Genomic DNA, 18,619 nt, shown 5'->3' on the forward strand with positions numbered 1-18,619 from the left:
TTTTTAAGGCCAATTTTTATTTAACAATTAAATCTGAAAATGAAAGTATTAACTACAATCTTAGCTGTTTTGCTTTTGAGCATTTCAACTAACATATTACATGCTCAGGAATTGCAACTCCCTGATGGCGTCACTGCAGGGCCATCGGTAGAAGGAATTTCGGAATACAATCTTGAAAATGGACTAAAAGTCCTGTTGTTTCCTGATCAATCCAAGCCCACCATTACTGTAAATGTTACTTATATGGTCGGTTCCAGACATGAAGCCTACGGAGAAACCGGAATGGCACACTTACTGGAGCACCTAGTTTTTAAAGGAACGCCGGATCATCCGGATATCCCTGCCGAATTAACGGAGCATGGTGCCAGGCCTAATGGAACCACATGGTGGGATAGAACTAATTATTTCGAGACTTTCAATGCTACTGATGAAAACTTGAAATGGGCATTAGACATGGAGTCCGACAGGATGGTGAATTCATTCATCTCAGGAGAAGATCTCGAAAGTGAAATGACGGTGGTCCGAAATGAATTTGAAGCCGGGGAAAATTCTCCAGCAGGAGTATTGCTTAAAAGGGTATTGGGCGCTGCTTTCCAATGGCATAATTATGGTAAATCAACCATAGGTGCAAGAGCTGACATTGAGAATGTACCTATTGAAAGACTGCAGGATTTCTACAGAAAATATTACCAACCTGATAATGCTATTTTACTAATTGCCGGTAAGTTTGATCCGCAGTCCACTTTAGAATTAGTAGTGGATTACTTTGGAGATATTCCAAAACCAGAGAGGAAAATCTATCCTACCTACACCAAGGAACCTACTCAGGATGGTGAGCGAACTGTAGTTTTGAAAAGATCTGGAGATGTGCAAGCTGTATCAGTAGCCTACCACACCCCTCCCGGGCCTCATTCTGATTATGCCGCCTTGAGCGTCCTGGATGCAATATTGACAGACGAACCATCTGGTCGGCTTTACAAGGCATTAGTGGAAACCAAAAAAGCTCCTTATGTATGGAGTTTTGCTCCCGCACTTAAGGAAGGTAGCTTTATCTATATCAATGCAGACGTCAGAAAAGAAAACTCGATTGATTCTGCTCAAAACATCATGCTAAAAACATTGGATGAATTAACTACTAAGCCTCCTACAGAAGATGAAATCGAAAGAGCAAAATCGAAAATTTTGAAAAATTGGAACTTGGCTTACAACAGTTCAGATAGAGTAGGATTACAAATGAGCGAATGGATAGCACAAGGAGATTGGAGATTGTTCTTTTTGTATAGAGATCGAGTGGAAAATGTATCTGTTGACGATGTTGTAAGAGTAGCCCAAAAGTATATTGTACCTTCTAACAGAACGGTAGGAAGATTCATTCCAACTCAAGATCCTGTCAGAGCAGAAATCCCTGATGCTCCGCCAGTAGAAGACATCGTGGCAAACTATGAAGGGAAAGGCGAAATTTCTGAAGGTGAAGCGTTTGAGCCTTCCCCTTCTAATATAGACAGTCGGACCAAAACCGGAAAATTGAGCTCAGGTGCTGAATACACGCTGCTTTCGAAAGAAAACAGAGGAGATGGGGTTAATGCTGTGATCACACTAAGGTTTGGGACGCCTAATTCTCTTAAAGGAAAGAGTACCATCGGTGATCTTACAGCTTCCATGTTAGATAAAGGTACAGAATCCATGTCCAGGCAGGAAATTCAAGATAAATTTGATGAACTGAAAGCACGAGTTTTTGTCTATGGAAGCAAAAACCAGGCTAGTGCAAGAATTGAAACGACTAATGAGAATTTATCAGAAGTTTTGGCAATAGTTAATGATATTTTCAAAAACCCTTCTTTCACTAAAGAAGAATTTGAAAAACTCAAAGAAGAGCAACTGGCCGGATTAGAGGAACAACTTTCTGAGCCTCAAGCCATTGCCAACAATGTATTTAGCAGAGCGCTAAATCCTTATCCTGAATCTGATGTGAGATATGTGATGACAATGGAGGAGCAAATAGAAGCCATTAAAGCAGCTGAATTGGAAGAAATTGTAGCTTTTCACGATGATTTTTACGGTGCGTCTGAGGCTACCATCTCTATTGTCGGAGATTTCAATGAAGAAGAAATAATGGAAGACATCGAAAAATACTTTGGCGACTGGGAAAATGATGAGAAATATGTCAGAATTGGTGACCCTTATAAAGCAAATAAGGTTGCAAGCGAGGAAATCAATACGCCAGATAAAGCCAATGCGATGTTTTTTGCTGGAATGAATATTCCGGTGGGCGATGACCATGCAGATTATCCAGCCTTATTGATTGGCAACTATATTCTAGGAGGAGGGTTTCTCAATTCCAGATTGGCTACCCGTATCAGACAACAAGATGGTTTAAGTTATGGTGTGGGCTCATTCCTTCAGGCTTCTTCTCAGGACGAATCGGGTTTATTCGGTGCCTATGCCATATCTGCTCCTGAAAATTCAGAAAAAGTCATGGCTGCTTTCAAAGAAGAAGTTCAAAAAGCCATCGATGAAGGATTTACAGCTGAAGAATTAGAATCTGCCAGAGGTGGTTGGATTCAAGGACAATCCGTAAGCCGATCACAGGATAGGGAACTTGTTGGCAAACTGGCCAATAATTTAAGGACTGATCGTCAGATGAAATGGAGTCAGGAGCTGGAAGATCAGATCATGGCTTTAAGTGTGGAAGAAGTAAACAATGCAATCGCAAGGCACATTGATGTAGATAAAATGGTGTATGTCAGAGCAGGAGATTTTGAAAAAGTAAAGAAAAACATTAAGCCATAAATTGCGAATCAAAAGAATTAAAGGCTGCACTTTTCATGAAGTGTGGCCTTTTTTTGTGTCTCGATGCTTGAGAAAGTGTAGTTTTATATGCCGATGAGAGAATTATACATTATTAGCGGTGCAGGGAACAGTAGTGGCCTCAAAATATACGAGTCAGAGTCCAATGAACTGGTTATCAGAGTACCCAAAAAACTCACCTCTAAATCAGGTCGTTATCTGGCCTTTGGAATTTTGTTACTCTTACTATCCATATTCATTCCCATCTTGGTCAACATCTACATACAACACTTCATCGTAAAAATGGCTTTTTTCGCAGTTTCATTGACCTTGCTGATATTAGGCGGTGGAATATCCTCAGTAGCAACCTGGGAACTGAGATCGGCCATAGAAATTAAGCTTGACAAGGACAATATGAGTATTTTTCAACCTGCCTTTTTCAATTATAGATCCTTGCTAAGAACCTATAGGCTCACTCAAATCGAAAAACTGTACGTGATGAAAGAAAGGCGCCTGGGAAAAGAAAAATACTCTTTGATGCTTGACGAAAAACAAGCTCTGGATGAGCGACTTATCAAAGGTTTTTATGTACCAGATCAAGCTTTGTGGATTGCGGAAGAAGTAAACAAGCACCTAAGCTTCTAGGATTTATCCTTCTCCACCAAGTGATAATTCTTATAATTAAAGTCAATACCTAAAATCTTAATAGCAAGGCTTTTAAAACGGTCTTTTAATTTGCGCTTATTAAATGCAATATCATGCTCAAACTCCCAGTTCGTTTTCGAAATTCGTTCTCTCATCACCTGGGGATGATCCTCTTTAAATCGAGCTAACTCTGACACATTCGCTTGATAATCATATTCCTTTACTTTCTCAATATGGTGCTCTACCCACTCATCATTATGCCACAACTTATTGAAGTTGAGTTGCTTTCTTTGCATGGTTGCTGGTGGTTTTACCCAACCGTAGTGGTAGATATAAGCATCTATTGCTACTACGTTTAGTTTTTCATTTTTTCCTTTCCGAAAACCCTGAGCATCTCTATAGGAATAAATGGAAGCATTATTTTTTATCACCCTGATTTCATTTTTGTACCAATTAGAAGACAAACCTATGTAATCATAAGAGCCATAGAAATGAAGATACTTAAAAAGTAGCCCGTCCACTTTTGCGTCATCCTGATACTTTATCATGGCCTTTTTAATTGTGGGCAGGTATTTTTCATGGACTATTTCATCCCCCTGAAGATAGAAAGCCCAATCCGAATCTATTGCAACGGCTTTAAAAGCTTTGTCTGTTTCTACAGCTAATACCTGACCACCTTCTCTCAAGTCATCATCCCATATGGTATCGATGATTTTAATTTTTGTAGAATCGATTTTTGCAATTAGATCACGAGTCTCATCTTCAGACTGGCCTACTGCTACAATCATCTCATCACACAGAGGCAAAATGGATTGGATTGACTCTACAATCGGATAGTCAAATAGAATCGCGTTTCTGATAAATGTAAAACCACTAACCTTCATTTTGTGAAGATAGGAGGTTTACCCCAAGGCATCAATGATTTTACAGATTATCCTGGCAGCAAGCCTTGCGGTTCGATCATCCAAATCGTAGGTGGGATTCATTTCCGCTATGTCTACTGCCTTACATTTACCTGTTCCAATAATGTTTTTGATAAGCCTCAAAATCATTTTGGGATGGACGCCAATAGGATTAGGAGCGCTCACTCCCGGAGCGTAAGATGATGAAAAAACATCCAAATCAATAGAAAGATGTATGATGTCCATTTCGTTTAGGAAACCTTCCAGCATTTCTAAAAAAGACTGTTTTGAATCCAATTCCGAATCATCATCATAAATAATATTGACGCCATGATCTTGAGCCGTTTTGAAGAGGTCTTTTGTGTTGGTCTCTTTTTGTATGCCAATGGGCAGATAAGAAAGCGATTTTAATTCTGATAAAATCTGATAGAAAGGCGTGCCTGAATTTACACCCATCGTGCTTCTTCTGAGATCCAAATGTGCATCAAAATTAATGACACCAATCTTTTGATCAGGATAGGCTCTGTAAAGACCCAAGGCAGTTCCGAAAGACATATCGTGCCCTCCACCCATGTTAATGACCCACGCATCTTCGTTCAGAAGCCGTTCCGTTGTCCTGGCCAAACGGTTCTGTGCTTTTTCTACCGACTGAACAGCATCATGTAAATAACTGGATTGATCAAATAGGTTTCCAAAGTCATATATTGCTGGAGTAGCTTCATTTATGGCACACTTTGCCAGCATTCTGCGAATTTGATCTGGACCATCCGCGGCTCCTACCCTACCTTGATTTCGCCTTACCCCTTCATCAAAGTTGTATCCAACCAGGACCACACTTCCCCTTACAATATCATGATTACTCAACTCTTTTACATGTTGATAGTAGTAAAGCGTTCCATCTGTTTCATTGGTTATCCGTCCTTTCCAAATATCTGACCTTTCTTCCATACTGTCTGAGGTTTAAGTTGACCCTGGTGATACAAGATTTCCCTGTAATCGTCCACGTTAAATACATTAAAATCTGCTACAGATCCCTGGATGAGCCTACCCCTGTCATTCAACCTCAAGGCAGCAGCAGCCCTAAAAGTAATGCCAGCCAATACCTCGGCGTCTGTCAACTTTTCACTTGCGCCCATAATTGCAGCCTGAGTCAATAAATCACCCATGGGAGCACTTCCGGGATTCCAATCGCTGGCGATATTGACAATAGCTCCCGCATCCAGAAGTTGACGGGAAGGTGCAAACTTCATTCCCAGCCCAAGGCTTGCACCCGGTAGTACGGTAGCTACAGTGTTCGAAGAACCCAGCGCTCTGATGGTTTCTGAAGTTGTATTTTCCAGATGATCAACACTTGATGCATTCGTCTCTACAGCAAGCAGACCTCCTCCGGGCGAAAACTGGTCACCATGCACCGTTAATTGAAAACCCAATTTTGCTGCCTCCGTGAGATAAGCTCTGGATTGTTCCACTGAAAATGCACTTTTCTCCGTGAAAATATCGACACGCTGAGCCAGGCCCTCCTTGCTTATTACAGGTAACAACTCCGTCAATATTGAATCCAAATAATCCTCAGGTTTTCCTTCGAAATCTCTGGGTGTCATATGAGCGGCAAGGCAGGTAGCTATGATATCACCACTTCGCTCCTCTCCCAATCGCTTTATGATCCTGAGTTGTTTTAATTCCTGCTCATGGTTCAGGCCATAACCAGATTTACACTCTACTGTAGTGACACCACATTTTAATTGAATGTCTAGCCGATCCCTGGTGAGCTTGTAAAGATGCTCAAAATCAGCTATTCTTGTTTTTTGTACCGTATCCCATATACCACCACCTCGCTCTGCAATCTCTAAATAGGAGTCACCACTATTCCGAGCTGAATAGTCAAGATGCCTGCTGCCTGCAAAACAAATGTGGGTATGGGAATCTATCCATCCTGGTAGACCCACACATGGACCTTCTAACTCAATCACTTGATCAACCTCCTTTACCAACTTTTCATAATCCCCTACTTCCTGAATGTGTCCTCCCTGAATGATCATTCCAGCATTAGAAATGATTTCTAACTGTTCATTTCTTAATGGGCCTCTGAGACTCAAGCCTCGGAAAGTCACCAATTGATGAAATGGACCTACTATCTTTCTTTGCTCACTCATCTAAATATCCAAATTGTATTCTTTACTCTTTTGGGCCGCTTTTTCATAACCTGCATCCTTATGCCTGAAAACACCCATGGCGGGGTCTATATGTAAAACTCTACTGAGGCACGCTTCAGCTCGATCTGTACCGTCAGCAACGACTACCATTCCCGCGTGCTGGGAATAACCCATTCCTACCCCACCTCCATGATGGAAAGACACCCAGGTCGCACCACCACTGGTATTGCCCATCAGATTCAGCAATGCCCAGTCTGAGACAGCATCTGATCCATCCTTCATGCCTTCGGTTTCTCGGTTTGGTGATGCAACAGAACCACAATCCAGATGATCGCGACCTATGACGATCGGGGCTTTGACTTTTCCGGTCCTCACCAGTTCATTGAAGATGAGACCTGCCTTCTTGCGATCTCCGAGCCCTAACCAACAAATCCTTGCCGGCAATCCCTGAAATTGCACCATTTTCCCGGCTTTCTTCAACCAGTTAATCAAATCCTTGTCTTCAGCAAAAGCTTCCATCAATGCTCTGTCTGTAACATAAATATCTTCAGGGTCTCCGGACAATGCCACCCACCTGAATGGCCCTTTCCCTTCGCAGAATAAAGGCCGGATATAAGCAGGAACAAAGCCAGGAAAGTCGAAAGCATTATGAACTCCCCCTTCCTTGGCGTAAGCCCTTAAATTATTGCCATAATCGAAGGTGATTGCCCCTTTTTGCTGCAATTCCAACATTAATTCTACGTGCCTGGCCATACTCTGAATTGATAACTTTCTATATTTTCCAGGAGTGCTTTTTCTCATTGACATAGCCTCTGATAGATCAATATCGTGTGGAACATACCCATTAATAGGATCGTGTGCAGAAGTTTGATCGGTTAAAACATCCGGAACAATGCGATCATTGACAAGCTTTTCCAGCACATCAACGATATTGGCTACCAATCCCACTGAAAGCGCCTTGCCTTCTTTTTTCGCCTGCAGGCAAAGTGCTATTGCCTCTTCATAATCCGAGGTCATCAAGTCGATGTAACCGCTATCTATTCGCTTCTCAATTCTAGAAGCATCAACGTCTACTCCAAGAAAAGAAGCCCCAGCCATCTTGGCTGCCAAAGGTTGAGCTCCACCCATTCCCCCTAATCCGCCTGAAACCAGAAACTTGCCGCGCAGATCACTGTCAAAATGCTTGCGACCACACGCCATGAAAGTCTCATAAGTTCCCTGCAATATTCCTTGTGTTCCAATATAAATCCAGCTTCCAGCCGTCATTTGTCCGTACATCATCAATCCCTTCTGCTGCAACTCATCAAAGTGCTCCCAAGTCGCATATTTAGGAACCAGATTGCTATTGGCAATTAAAACCCTCGGCGCTTGCGGGTGAGTGGGAATAATACCTATGGGTTTGCCGGATTGAATCAAAAGGCTCTCATCGTCTTTAAGCCTCAATAAACAATCGATGATCTTTCTTAAAGATTCAACATTTCTGGCTGCCTGTCCTGTTCCACCATAAACTACCAGTCTCGACGGATCTTCAGCAACTTCCTGATCAAGATTGTTGAGCAGCATTCGAAGGGCAGCTTCTGTTTGCCAGCTTTTTGCATTCAACTCTCTTCCTCTTGGCGCTCGATAAACAGGATGATGAGCGTATTGCTCAATAAACTTCGAAAACCGGGTCGAAATCACTGTAGTATTCATCTTTATGTTCTTTTTCTATTTTTATTAATTCGCCAGACTTCAATAATTCAATGGCCTGCGATATGTCTTCAGCAAATAATCGATCCTCGTGACAGAATTTAATCCGGGATCTGACCTTCTCATGAAGTGATTCGATGAGTTGACTTGATCTTAAAGGTCGATGAAACTCAATGGCTTGTGCTGCGCATATCAATTCAATGGCCAATATTTTCTCAGTATTTTTAGCAACTTTTAGTGCTTTTCTGGCACCTATAGAACCCATGCTAACATGGTCTTCCTGTCCCAAAGATGTGGTTATAGAGTCTGCACTAGCTGGAAAACAATGCGTTTTATTTTCACTGGCCAGGGCTGCGGCGGTATACTGTAAAATCATAAAACCGGAATTCAAGCCTGTCTTTTTCAATAGCAGTTTGGGCACGCCATCGGTCTTTCCCTCCAGTGAGAGATACATTCTTCTGTCCGATATACTTCCTAATTCCGCATTGGCTAAACAGGCATAGTCAATAGGAAGTGCCAATGGTTGGCCATGAAAATTACCTCCGGAAATGGTGTGATGCTCATTAAAGATGATGGGATTATCTGTCACAGCATTCATTTCTATCTCTAAATTCTCTTTCAAGTGCCTCCAAGAATTTCTGGATGCTCCATGTACCTGTGGCATACATCGCAATGAGTACGGATCTTGTACTTTTTGGCAATTGGCATGGCTGCTGTTGATCTCGGAATCCTTTAAAAAGCTATAAATTCTGGCGGCAGTGTGTACGTTCGCGGGGAAAGGTCTCAGTTGGTGTAGTTCCGGCAGAAATGGCTTCCTTGACCCTTTTAATGCATCCAGCATCATCGCTCCGATTAAATCGGCATGTTGTAAATTGCACCAAGTCTTTTCCACTAATAAAGCGGTGTGCGCGGCAATGAATTGGGTACCATTTATTAATGACAGAATATCTTTGGGTCCTAGATTCACACGTTCCAAACCGAACGATTGTAATACTTCTTCCGCACTTTTTATCCCACCATTGACATACACAAATCCTCTCCCAATGAGTGGTAAAAAAAGATGCGCCAATGGAGCCAAATCACCAGATGCACCGACGGAACCTTGAGAGGGTACAACTGGAATAATATCATTTTCAATGTGCCAATGTATGCGGTTAATGATTTCTAAAGAAACACCTGAATAACTTTTGCATAAAGCATGTAGTTTGAGGATCAACATAAGCCTGGCAAGCTCAGGTCCTATGGAATCTCCTACCCCTACACTATGGCTTAGTAATAGCTTCTCTTGCAGTACTGCCGTTTCCTGAGTTGAAATACGAGTGGTACAAAGTGGTCCGAATCCGGTATTGATTCCGTAAACGGAAGCTTCAACATTGGCGATTTTGATAACAGCCTCATTTGAATCTTTGATTGATTGTAAGGTTTCATTTGAAAAACGAATCCTTCTTTCACCTCTGCTGATTTCCAATAGGCTGGTGACTGTCATGTGGTCCCGTCCAATGTCAAATAATGTAGCCATCGATCTCTTTGTTCTATACAAACTTAATCGTAGCTTTGATAACTACCAATACACATTTTAGATCATATGATAACTACTAGTAATCAAATTGAGCTTAGACACCTGAGATACTTTCAAGCGGTTGCAGAAGAGCTCAACTTTCATAGAGCCGCCGATAAACTGTTCATTTCTCAGCCTGGACTAAGCCGGCAAATTAAGCAGTTGGAATTCTACCTCGGATTCCCACTGTTTATCAGGGATAAAAAAAGCGTAGGACTGACAGAGCCCGGAGTTTTTTTTCGAAAAGAAGTGGATGTCATTCTTAACCAGATAGAAAGGACCATTGAGCATACGAGCTATATTGCGGGTGGTCAGGGAGGAGCTTTGAAGATCGGTTTCGTGGGATCTGCCATGCAGAATGTCCTTCCTGATTTGATCATAGCCTCTACCCGCAAGCATCCTCAATTGACCTTCTCATTTGAAGAGATGCGCAATGCCATGCAAATCGAAATGCTGCTCCAAAGCAGTCTAGATCTCGGGTTTGTACGACTGGATAGTGTCCCCCAAGAACTCATTTTGCGGCCTGTATTTGAAGATACTTTTTCTCTGGTACTGCCGATAGACCATCCACTTACAGCTGAGAACTTTTGTGACATGAGTCAGTTAAAATCGGCCTCATTCATACTTTTTCAACCCAAATATAGTCCTGTCTATTACAAAGAAGTTCTGAGTATTTGTGAGGATGCAGGTTTTAAACCCAGGATTTCCCATAATTCTGTACACGCCAGCACCATTTACAGGTTAGTGGAAAATGGCCTGGGCGTCTCCATCGTTCCTACCTCTTTGCAAAAGGGTTACCAAATGAATGTTAAGTTTATTGAATTAAAGGACATACATCAGAAGGCGAGACTTTCTATTGTTTACAATAAGAACAACCGGAATCCAAGTCTAAAATTGATTTTGGAAATCATTGATACGGTATTGATGAAATAATCTTAACTTTCACGGTCGATGAATTTATCTAAGCTTATAATCGAACTGGAAGGAAGTGTTTACACTGACGACCTATCCAGAACCATCTATGCGACGGATGCCTCAGTGTATCAGGAGAAACCGTTGGCTGTTGCTATACCCAAAAATACCGAAGATCTCAGAAGAATTGTCAGGTTTTGTGCGGACCACGCTTTACCGATCATACCAAGAGCAGCCGGAACATCTTTAGCCGGTCAATGCGTTGGTTCCGGACTTGTGGTGGATGTTTCTAAAAATTTACGCAGAATTTGGGACCTGGACATTGAGGCTCAAAGTGTTTGGGTGGAGCCAGGGGTTATACGTGACGAACTGAATCAGTATTTAAAGAAGCATGGCTTACATTTCGGACCGAATACTTCTACTGCTAACCGCTGTATGATCGGAGGGATGGTAGGTAACAATTCTTGTGGTTCTTCATCGATTAAGTATGGTTCTACGAGGGATCATGTCCAGGAAATGAAAGTGATTCTTTCAGATGGTAGTGAGGCACATTTCACATCCATGAAATCAAGGCAAACATCAAGTCACCATGATCAAAATAGATTAGAGGACAAGATTGTGGCAAAGATGCTCGAAATGGTCAATGATGAGAAGATGCGTGAGTCTGTAAAGAAAAATTTTCCGCATCCTGATGTATCCAGAAGAAATACAGGTTATGCGATGGATGCCATTATGAAGGAATTTAATCTTTGTAAATTATTGGCGGGTTCTGAGGGCACATTGGCATTAACGACTGCAGTAAAGCTCTCTCTCGATCCGCTTCCCGGCAAAGAAAGTGTGGTGATTTGTCCTCATTTTGATTCCGTCAATGAAGCTATGAAGGCGATTCCATTGATCATGTCTTTCCAGCCCGACATGTGTGAGTTGATGGATAAAGTGATCCTGGATTGCACCAAAGCCAATAAGAAACAGCAGAAAAACCGATTTTTTCTTGAAGGTGACCCTCAGGCAGTACTCATGGTGCAATTCAACCGTGCGGACCAGAAAGCCCTCCACGAAATCGTTGAGAATTTTGAAAAATCAATGCTCAATCATACTTCCTCTTACGCCATACCTAAAATTTATGCACCGGACGATCAAAAAGTATTTGAACTAAGGGCTGCAGGACTCGGTGTCCTCGCCAATCTTCCAGGAGATCCGAAGGCCGTAGCGTGCATAGAGGATACCGCTGTCAGAATTGAGGATCTTGCAAATTACATAGCAGAGTTTGAAAAAATGATGGAGGGGTTTGGACAAAAAGCTGTTTTCTATGCTCATGCAGGGGCAGGTGAGATCCACCTAAGACCCATCCTGGATCTAAAAAAGCAAAAAGATGTCGATTTGTTTTATGAAATCACGTTGGCCACTGCGCGATTGGTTAAAAAGTATAGAGGCTCACTGAGTGGAGAGCACGGTGATGGGAGAGTTAGGGCAGAATTTATTCCATTGATGGTCGGTCAGGAAATTTATGAGATGTTCAAGGAAATAAAGAAGACCTGGGATCCGAACGGCATTTTCAATCCGGGAAAGATTGTCGACGCTCAACCTATGACTTCTTCATTGAGATACCAAGCTGAACAAGATATTGACGAACCGGAAACCATATTCCGATTTAATGAAACTGGCGGAATGATCAGGGCCGCTGAGAAGTGCAATGGATCAGGGGATTGTCGAAAACTCAGTTTTGCAGGCGGAACCATGTGTCCCAGTTATCAAGCCACACGCAATGAACATGATACGACCAGAGCCCGAGCCAATACTTTGCGCCAATTTTTAACCTATCCAAAAGATGCGTCAAAACCATTTGATAGCGAAGAGATCAAAAATGTATTGGATTTATGCCTTTCCTGCAAGGCATGTGGTACCGAGTGTCCTTCTAACGTAGATATGACCACTTTGAAAGCGGAGTTTATGTATCAATATCAGAAAACAAATGGCACACCGCTACGAAGCCTGCTTTTTGCCAGAATTAATGATGCCAATACGATAGGTAGTCAATTAAGGCCTTTAGCAAACAGGATGTTGAATTCTCCCTTACTGAAAAGGCTCACAGGCATTGCTTCAGAGCGCTCCTTACCGCTCATTAATAAGCAATCTTTGAGGTCTTTTTATAAAGAGCATTTCCATGAAAAAGGATCAAATGACCGAAGAAAAATATATGTGTTCATCGATGAGTTTTCTAATTATAATGACGAATCCGTAGGCCAGAAAGCTCTGAAGTTGCTAGAGAAATTGGGTTACGCAGTGCATTGCGTTAAACATGCCGAGAGTGGCAGGGCCGCTTTTTCAAAAGGATTACTAGCACATGCTAAAAAATGTGCTGATGAAAATGTGAAAATTTTCAGTGAAATGATTACCAGAGATGAGCCGTTAATCGGTATCGAACCTTCTGCCATTTTAGGCTTTAGAGACGAATATCCTAAAATTGTTTCTGCCGAACTTCAAGAAAAGGCTGAAATTCTCGCTTCACACACCCTTACCATTGAAGAGTTTCTATTTCGCGAAATTGAAGCAGGTCATATTGCAAAATCAATGTTCGACACAGAGGAAAGGAATATACTTGTCCATGGACATTGTCATCAAAAGGCGCTTTCTTCCGTTGACTTTACGGCACACATATTGTCCTGGCCACAGGGACATACTGTCGAAATTATTCCATCTGGATGTTGTGGCATGGCAGGATCATTTGGGTATGAAAAGGAACATTTCCAGGTAAGCCTGAAAATCGCGGAAGAAACTTTGTTTCCGGCTATCCGCAGTAGTAATGAAGAAACCTTCATCGCAGCTTCCGGGACTTCCTGTCGACATCAAATTCATGATGGTTTGAAAAGAAACAGTTTTCACCCTGCAGAAATCCTTTTCGACGCCTTGAAAGAATTACCTGTCGATCACTCTTGATCCTGCTTTAATCATGATGCCATTCAGAACCCATTGATAGATAAATATACCTCCAAACGTAATCATGATTCCTATATCACTTCCGATGATCATTTTGATAACAAAACCAGCGAGTCCAGCCAGGAGAATACCTATTGTAAAAAGAACTGTTTTTTGTCTTCCGCTTTTTGTAGGTGGGTTAAACATCGTACCTAATGGTATCATCATTGCCACGAAGAATATGACCAAAAGCAATAAAGCATCCTGGTTTGTGACAAAGCTAAATACCAATGTTATTATCGCCAGTAAGAGCGCAATTCCCACATACCTGGCAGCCATCTTGTCGTATTGATCCAGCAGAAACTTTCCATACTTATTGGTAAGAAGATAAAGATTCATTAAAGGCTGGATGATCCATGTACCTAAAAAAACAGCGACAATCAAATAGACGACGGGGTTTAAAAATGGCGCCATTTCAGGATTTCGGTCTGCCATCCCGCTTAGAAACCGCAAGGCCAGATAAGCTCCTATCATCAAGATCCACATTTGCTGGGATGTCATTCTGGACATCAGCATTTGATATTTATAGAACATTTTATAAGGCCAGAATCTGGATTTCAATGCTTCTGTAAGGCCATACTGTGCCAACTCATTGTTGGGGTTTTTAGACAATGCTTCCTTAAAGCGTTCCAGGGCTTCTTCCACTCTACCCTCTCGCAATAGCTGTTGGCCATGATTGGCAATGGTCCAGTCGTTATCCGGGTCATGCTGAAGTGCTTCCTGGATGCTAATTTGAGCATCTTCTTTCCTGCCCAGAATACCGGCACAAGTCGTTCTCAAATTCAGTGCCTGAAGATCTTCCGGATCAATGGCAAGTGCTTTATCAGCAAAATACATGGCCTGATCATAATTTCTTTGTTTAAATTTCACGGAGGCCATTAAATGGTAGAATTCCGGATCTTGTGGGTCCTCGGCAATGAGTAATTCTATCTTTTCTTCAGCCTTGGGTAGTAAGTCCCTTACTATGTCAATCCTCGCTGATAGGGCAAGAAAGCCCTGTTCCTCAGGATTATCACGAATTAAATTCTCTAATATGGCCTCGGCTCTCTCTAACTTATTCTGACTATAGTAAGCAATACACAACATATATTGAGCATACTCATCAGTTGGATTTTCTTCCAGGTAAGCATGCAATAGTGTTTCTGCTTCGTCAAACCTTTGCTGATTAAATAACAGTTCCAGTCTGGCTGATAATTGACTATAGGTCATTTGATGTATTTCAGTATATCATTATAAAGTCCTGATTGATTGGCGAATAAAGCATAGTTTTTAGCAGTGGTAAACCAATCAACGGTTGAGGCCTTATGTTTTTTGGCTGCAGCTATCAGATCTTTGGTGCCAAGTGGCTCAGGGACCCCAGTTTCCATGGCTTTCTCTAGCTTACCTTCTATAGCAATGTCGATCATTGCATCCAGATCCGCTCCTGAATAATCTTTGGTATGTTTGACGACTGACTTGTAATCCACTTGACTTACAGGCTTATCTTTAAGTTTCAATTTTAGAATTTCAATTTTACCGTCGTCATCTGGTGGTGGCACAAAGATAATGCGATCGAATCGACCTGGGCGGCGGAAAGCTGAATCCAGATGCCATGGCATATTCGTTGCACCGATCACCAGTATGCCTTCATTATTAGCTTCCAGCCCATCCAACTCTGCTAAAAACTGGTTAATCACATTCTTGCCACCTGTTTGGCGCATGTCTGATCTTTTAGCACCTAATGCATCTATTTCATCGATAAACATCACACAAGGCGTGTTTGCTCTTGCGATTTCGAAAATATCATGTAGATTCTTTTCGGAATTCCCAATGAACATATCCAGAATGTCATTCAGCGAAACATTGATGAAATTAGCATCAATCTCACCGGCAGTGGCTTTTGCGATATACGTTTTCCCACATCCCGGAGGACCATATAGCAAAAGTCCTCCTCCCACTTTCTTTCCATACTTTGCATATAGTTCAGCGTGTTCCAGGGGCTTGATGATCTTTAAATCGATTTCTTTTTTAACCATTGACATACCCCCTACATCACTAAAACCCATTTTAGGTTTCTGAAGAAAGTGGCTGTCTGTATACTCATCTTCGAGGTAATCCAATTTGATTCTGAAGGCTTCATCCAGGTCATCATCAAATAGGTCAGGATCGTAATCCAGAACTTCTTCGTAGATTTCCTTGGCCTTTCCCATGTCTTTTTCAGCATAGTACGCCTTTGCTAAAATCAATTTGGTATCCGGAAAGAGTTGAGCTTTTTCCATTAATTCTTCACTCAGGATAATGCAGGCAGAAAGTTTGCCGGTTTCAAAATAGAGCTGAGCCAGATAATTTTTAGCTTCTTTGTTTTGAGGATCGTACTTTAAAAGTTCAGTTAATTGATGCGACAACACATCTTTATATTCCTTTTCGTTTCTTAATCTTCTGATCAATAAGAGTCGAATATAGGTGTTTTCAGGACTGGCGTCAACGGCTTTTATTAATTCATCAATCTCTTCTTTCATTCTATTCATTTACTTACTGAAGCATTACTTCATAAACAGTATAAAACTAAAATAAATCAAACCTGATGGCAAATTTCGACTAATTAAACGTAATTATTTACTATTTCCTGATAATTCAGACTTGAAACGCTTTCTTAACGATCGTCATTGTTTAATTCTCAAAGGTCGCCGGTACAGGCACGTTTTCGGTTCCAGGTATTTTATCCATTTGTTTCCTCAAATAAAAAAAAGTGATGGCAGCAGAACCTATGTCAGCAATCGGGAAGGACCACCAGATGCCATCCGTTCCAAAAAAAGGAGGTAGAATCAGAATAAGCGGAATCAAGAAAAAACCTTGTTTGGTAAGGGTTAGCAACAAAGCAGGTAGTGCTTTGCCAATGGACTGGAAATAGGCGCTTCCAATCAAACCTACCCCAATCAGAGGAGTCGCTATGAAGCTTATTCTTAAGGCAGGAACTGCCACATCGATCAATTCCTGGTCCGTCGTAAATACGTTCACAATATATGGAGCCAACAACATTATACAGGTAAAAATTCCGAAAGCTATAAGCGTTGCAGATCTCATAGAAATCCATATTGACTTTCTTAATCTTTCCCAAAGTTTAGCACCAAAATTATATCCGGCAATTGGCATAAATCCCTGGGTGATGCCGATGACCGGAAAGTTAGCAAACATCATCATCCTGCTGATGATTCCATAAGCAGATAAGGCCAATGCCCCACCTGTGTTGAAAAGTGCATTATTAAGAACGATTGAGAGCACACTGATGGTTCCTTGGCGCGCTAAAGTAACAGATCCAATGGCGGCAATTTCTTTTATTATTCCAAAATCCGGAGTGAGGTTTCGAAGGTTAATAACGAGTTCAGATTTGCCAAAAAAGAAAAACCATGCGGTGAAAGCTGCACTTGCTGTATATCCTGCGAGTGTAGCATAAGCGGCACCCTTCATTCCCCATTCAAAATACCCTATAAATAGCGGATCAAGAATCAGATTGACCACTGCAGGAACAATCATGGTGATCATGGCTACTTTGGGATAACCTTCCGCTCTGATCACATTATTTGCCATCATGGCCCAGGCCAGAAATGGAACGCCGAGCAGAACAATCAGAAAGTATTCCCTGGCAGGCTCCAGAACTTCTCCTTTTCCACCAAAAGCTTTTAAAATAGGAACTTCAAATATAAACCCCAGGACCATAAAAGTAGTAGCAAGGACTACCGTCAGAAGCACTTGATTCCCAAAGGTTTTAAATGCTTTATCTATTTCATCATTGCCGAGCGCTCTAGATAAAACCGATGCTCCGCCGATTCCCACAGCCATGCCGAAACTGGATATTAGAAAAGTAATGGGAAAAACCACCGTTATTGCTGCAATGCCATTGGAACCCACCCATCTACCAACAAATATGGTATCAACAATACCGTAGATAGACATGATCAAGATTCCGATAGAAGCAGGTATGGCTTGTTGGCGAAGAAGGTTGATGATAGGTTCTGTTCCAAATGACTCAGACCTATTGGGCTTATTGATCAAAAAAAAGCAGTTTCGTAGTTAAATAAATTGAAGCGATTGTATTATCATCTACTTTATCACCTCCTTAAAAGAAAAATCAGTTACAAATGTTTTAAGAAGCCGGCTCTAATATATCAGCTTTCATTTCTTTCAGACAAAATTCGTACCCTACCTGATAAATATCATCCATTTTCTTTTGATCGAAATAACCAAATTCCATCAAAGGGTGCTCAATGGTACAATCTGTCAGCGGAAATTTAAGTCTTGATGCGGCATACATTAATAATTCATTTGCCCTGGATGTGATTTTAATCTTGGAGCTTACACTTTTCCTATCTACAGCACCCGGCGATCCCAAAAAACTACCAATAATCTTGTCGCATTTTCCCACCAATTGTTCTACCGGGAAATTATCCAATACGCCACCATCCACATGTAGGTAGCCATTCATTTCAATAGGCGCAAAAACAAAAGGAATTGCACAGGATGCCAACAAGGGTTTATAGAGATCACCAGAAGAAAAATACTCAGCATCTCCTTTTTCTATATTCGTGGTGGCTATAATTAAAGGAATCTGTAATTCTTCGAAAGTGGGAGGTAGAAAATTTTGAAAAATAGATTCGTATTTAGCAGTGTCAAAAATACCTGGAGTTAGCGGATTGATGGAATTATACCTAAAAAGAGAGGTATTTCGGAAGAAATCCATCATTTCATCAATTGTTTTACCCGCAGCACAGAAAGCACCGACCATCGCCCCGGCGCTTGAACCAGAAATGATATCCGGCTTAAAACCAAGTTCATTCATTCTTTTCAAAAAGCCCACATGAGCGGAACCTCTAACACTACCTCCTGATAATACAACACCTAACGGATATCCCATGAATGCTAAATAAATTGTTAACAACCGCAAAGATAAGAATGTCACTTTATAAAAATCAATTGAGAATCATATCTTTAGATTTCTATCCCAACTTGACCAATTAATA

The 18,619-nt window shown here is 41.4% G+C and carries 13 protein-coding genes; 4 read left to right on the forward strand and 9 right to left on the reverse strand.

Annotated elements, in window-relative coordinates:
* The first annotated feature begins 39 nt into the window (after positions 1 to 39).
* Positions 40 to 2,790 carry a M16 family metallopeptidase gene (locus L2567_RS11305; RefSeq protein ID WP_235297881.1) on the forward strand — a complete coding sequence of 917 codons (2,751 nt, stop codon included), beginning with the start codon at positions 40 to 42 and terminating at the stop codon, positions 2,788 to 2,790.
* 93 nt (positions 2,791 to 2,883) lie between these two features.
* Positions 2,884 to 3,432, forward strand: coding sequence for a hypothetical protein (locus L2567_RS11310; protein ID WP_235297882.1), 549 nt, complete (start codon positions 2,884 to 2,886; stop codon positions 3,430 to 3,432).
* On the opposite strand, the gene L2567_RS11315 is transcribed toward L2567_RS11310, so the two are convergent.
* From L2567_RS11315 to hutH, 5 genes are read right to left on the reverse strand one after another with little or no spacing between them, the layout of a single operon-like run.
* Positions 3,429 to 4,316: a glycosyltransferase family protein gene (locus tag L2567_RS11315; protein ID WP_235297883.1), complete on the reverse strand. Its 888-nt coding sequence runs from the start codon at positions 4,314 to 4,316 to the stop codon at positions 3,429 to 3,431. The genes L2567_RS11310 and L2567_RS11315 overlap by 4 nt on opposite strands.
* An 18-nt stretch (positions 4,317 to 4,334) precedes the next feature.
* Positions 4,335 to 5,282 (reverse strand): formimidoylglutamase, encoded by a 948-nt coding sequence (hutG, locus tag L2567_RS11320; RefSeq protein ID WP_235297884.1) that lies wholly within the window; start codon positions 5,280 to 5,282, stop codon positions 4,335 to 4,337.
* Complete coding sequence (gene hutI, locus L2567_RS11325) at positions 5,246 to 6,487, reverse strand: imidazolonepropionase (protein ID WP_235297885.1); 1,242 nt, start codon at positions 6,485 to 6,487, stop codon at positions 5,246 to 5,248. Before hutI ends, hutG begins: the two co-directional genes overlap by 37 nt.
* Positions 6,488 to 8,179, reverse strand: coding sequence for a urocanate hydratase (gene hutU, locus L2567_RS11330; protein WP_235297886.1), 1,692 nt, complete (start codon positions 8,177 to 8,179; stop codon positions 6,488 to 6,490). It lies immediately after the preceding gene.
* Positions 8,136 to 9,695, reverse strand: coding sequence for a histidine ammonia-lyase (hutH, locus tag L2567_RS11335; RefSeq protein WP_235297887.1), 1,560 nt, complete (start codon positions 9,693 to 9,695; stop codon positions 8,136 to 8,138). The genes hutU and hutH overlap by 44 nt, the downstream gene beginning before the upstream one ends.
* A gap of 66 nt (positions 9,696 to 9,761) precedes the next feature.
* Here hutH and L2567_RS11340 point away from each other — a divergent pair, with 66 nt between their 5' ends.
* Both L2567_RS11340 and L2567_RS11345 read left to right on the forward strand, forming a co-directional pair.
* Complete coding sequence (locus L2567_RS11340) at positions 9,762 to 10,667, forward strand: LysR family transcriptional regulator (protein ID WP_235297888.1); 906 nt, start codon at positions 9,762 to 9,764, stop codon at positions 10,665 to 10,667.
* 18 nt (positions 10,668 to 10,685) lie between these two features.
* Positions 10,686 to 13,583 carry an FAD-binding and (Fe-S)-binding domain-containing protein gene (locus L2567_RS11345; RefSeq protein WP_235297889.1) on the forward strand — a complete coding sequence of 966 codons (2,898 nt, stop codon included), beginning with the start codon at positions 10,686 to 10,688 and terminating at the stop codon, positions 13,581 to 13,583.
* On the opposite strand, the gene L2567_RS11350 is transcribed toward L2567_RS11345, so the two are convergent.
* From L2567_RS11350 to L2567_RS11365, 4 genes are all read right to left on the reverse strand, one after another.
* On the reverse strand, positions 13,563 to 14,831 hold the full coding sequence (locus tag L2567_RS11350) for a tetratricopeptide repeat protein (protein WP_235297890.1): 1,269 nt from the start codon (positions 14,829 to 14,831) through the stop codon (positions 13,563 to 13,565). The genes L2567_RS11345 and L2567_RS11350 overlap by 21 nt on opposite strands.
* Entirely contained in the window at positions 14,828 to 16,120 is a 1,293-nt protein-coding gene (locus L2567_RS11355; protein ID WP_235297891.1) for an AAA family ATPase, read from the reverse strand. The genes L2567_RS11350 and L2567_RS11355 overlap by 4 nt, the downstream gene beginning before the upstream one ends.
* Positions 16,121 to 16,271: 151 nt before the next feature.
* A complete protein-coding gene (locus L2567_RS11360) occupies positions 16,272 to 17,654 on the reverse strand; it encodes an MATE family efflux transporter (protein ID WP_235297892.1) in 1,383 nt (460 codons plus the stop codon).
* Positions 17,655 to 17,745: 91 nt separating this feature from the next.
* Positions 17,746 to 18,513: a patatin-like phospholipase family protein gene (locus tag L2567_RS11365; protein WP_235297893.1), complete on the reverse strand. Its 768-nt coding sequence runs from the start codon at positions 18,511 to 18,513 to the stop codon at positions 17,746 to 17,748.
* Positions 18,514 to 18,619 lie beyond the last annotated feature (106 nt).

Origin of the sequence: Portibacter marinus, assembly GCF_021533195.1 — a bacterium.
Lineage (GTDB): Bacteria > Bacteroidota > Bacteroidia > Chitinophagales > Saprospiraceae > Portibacter > Portibacter marinus.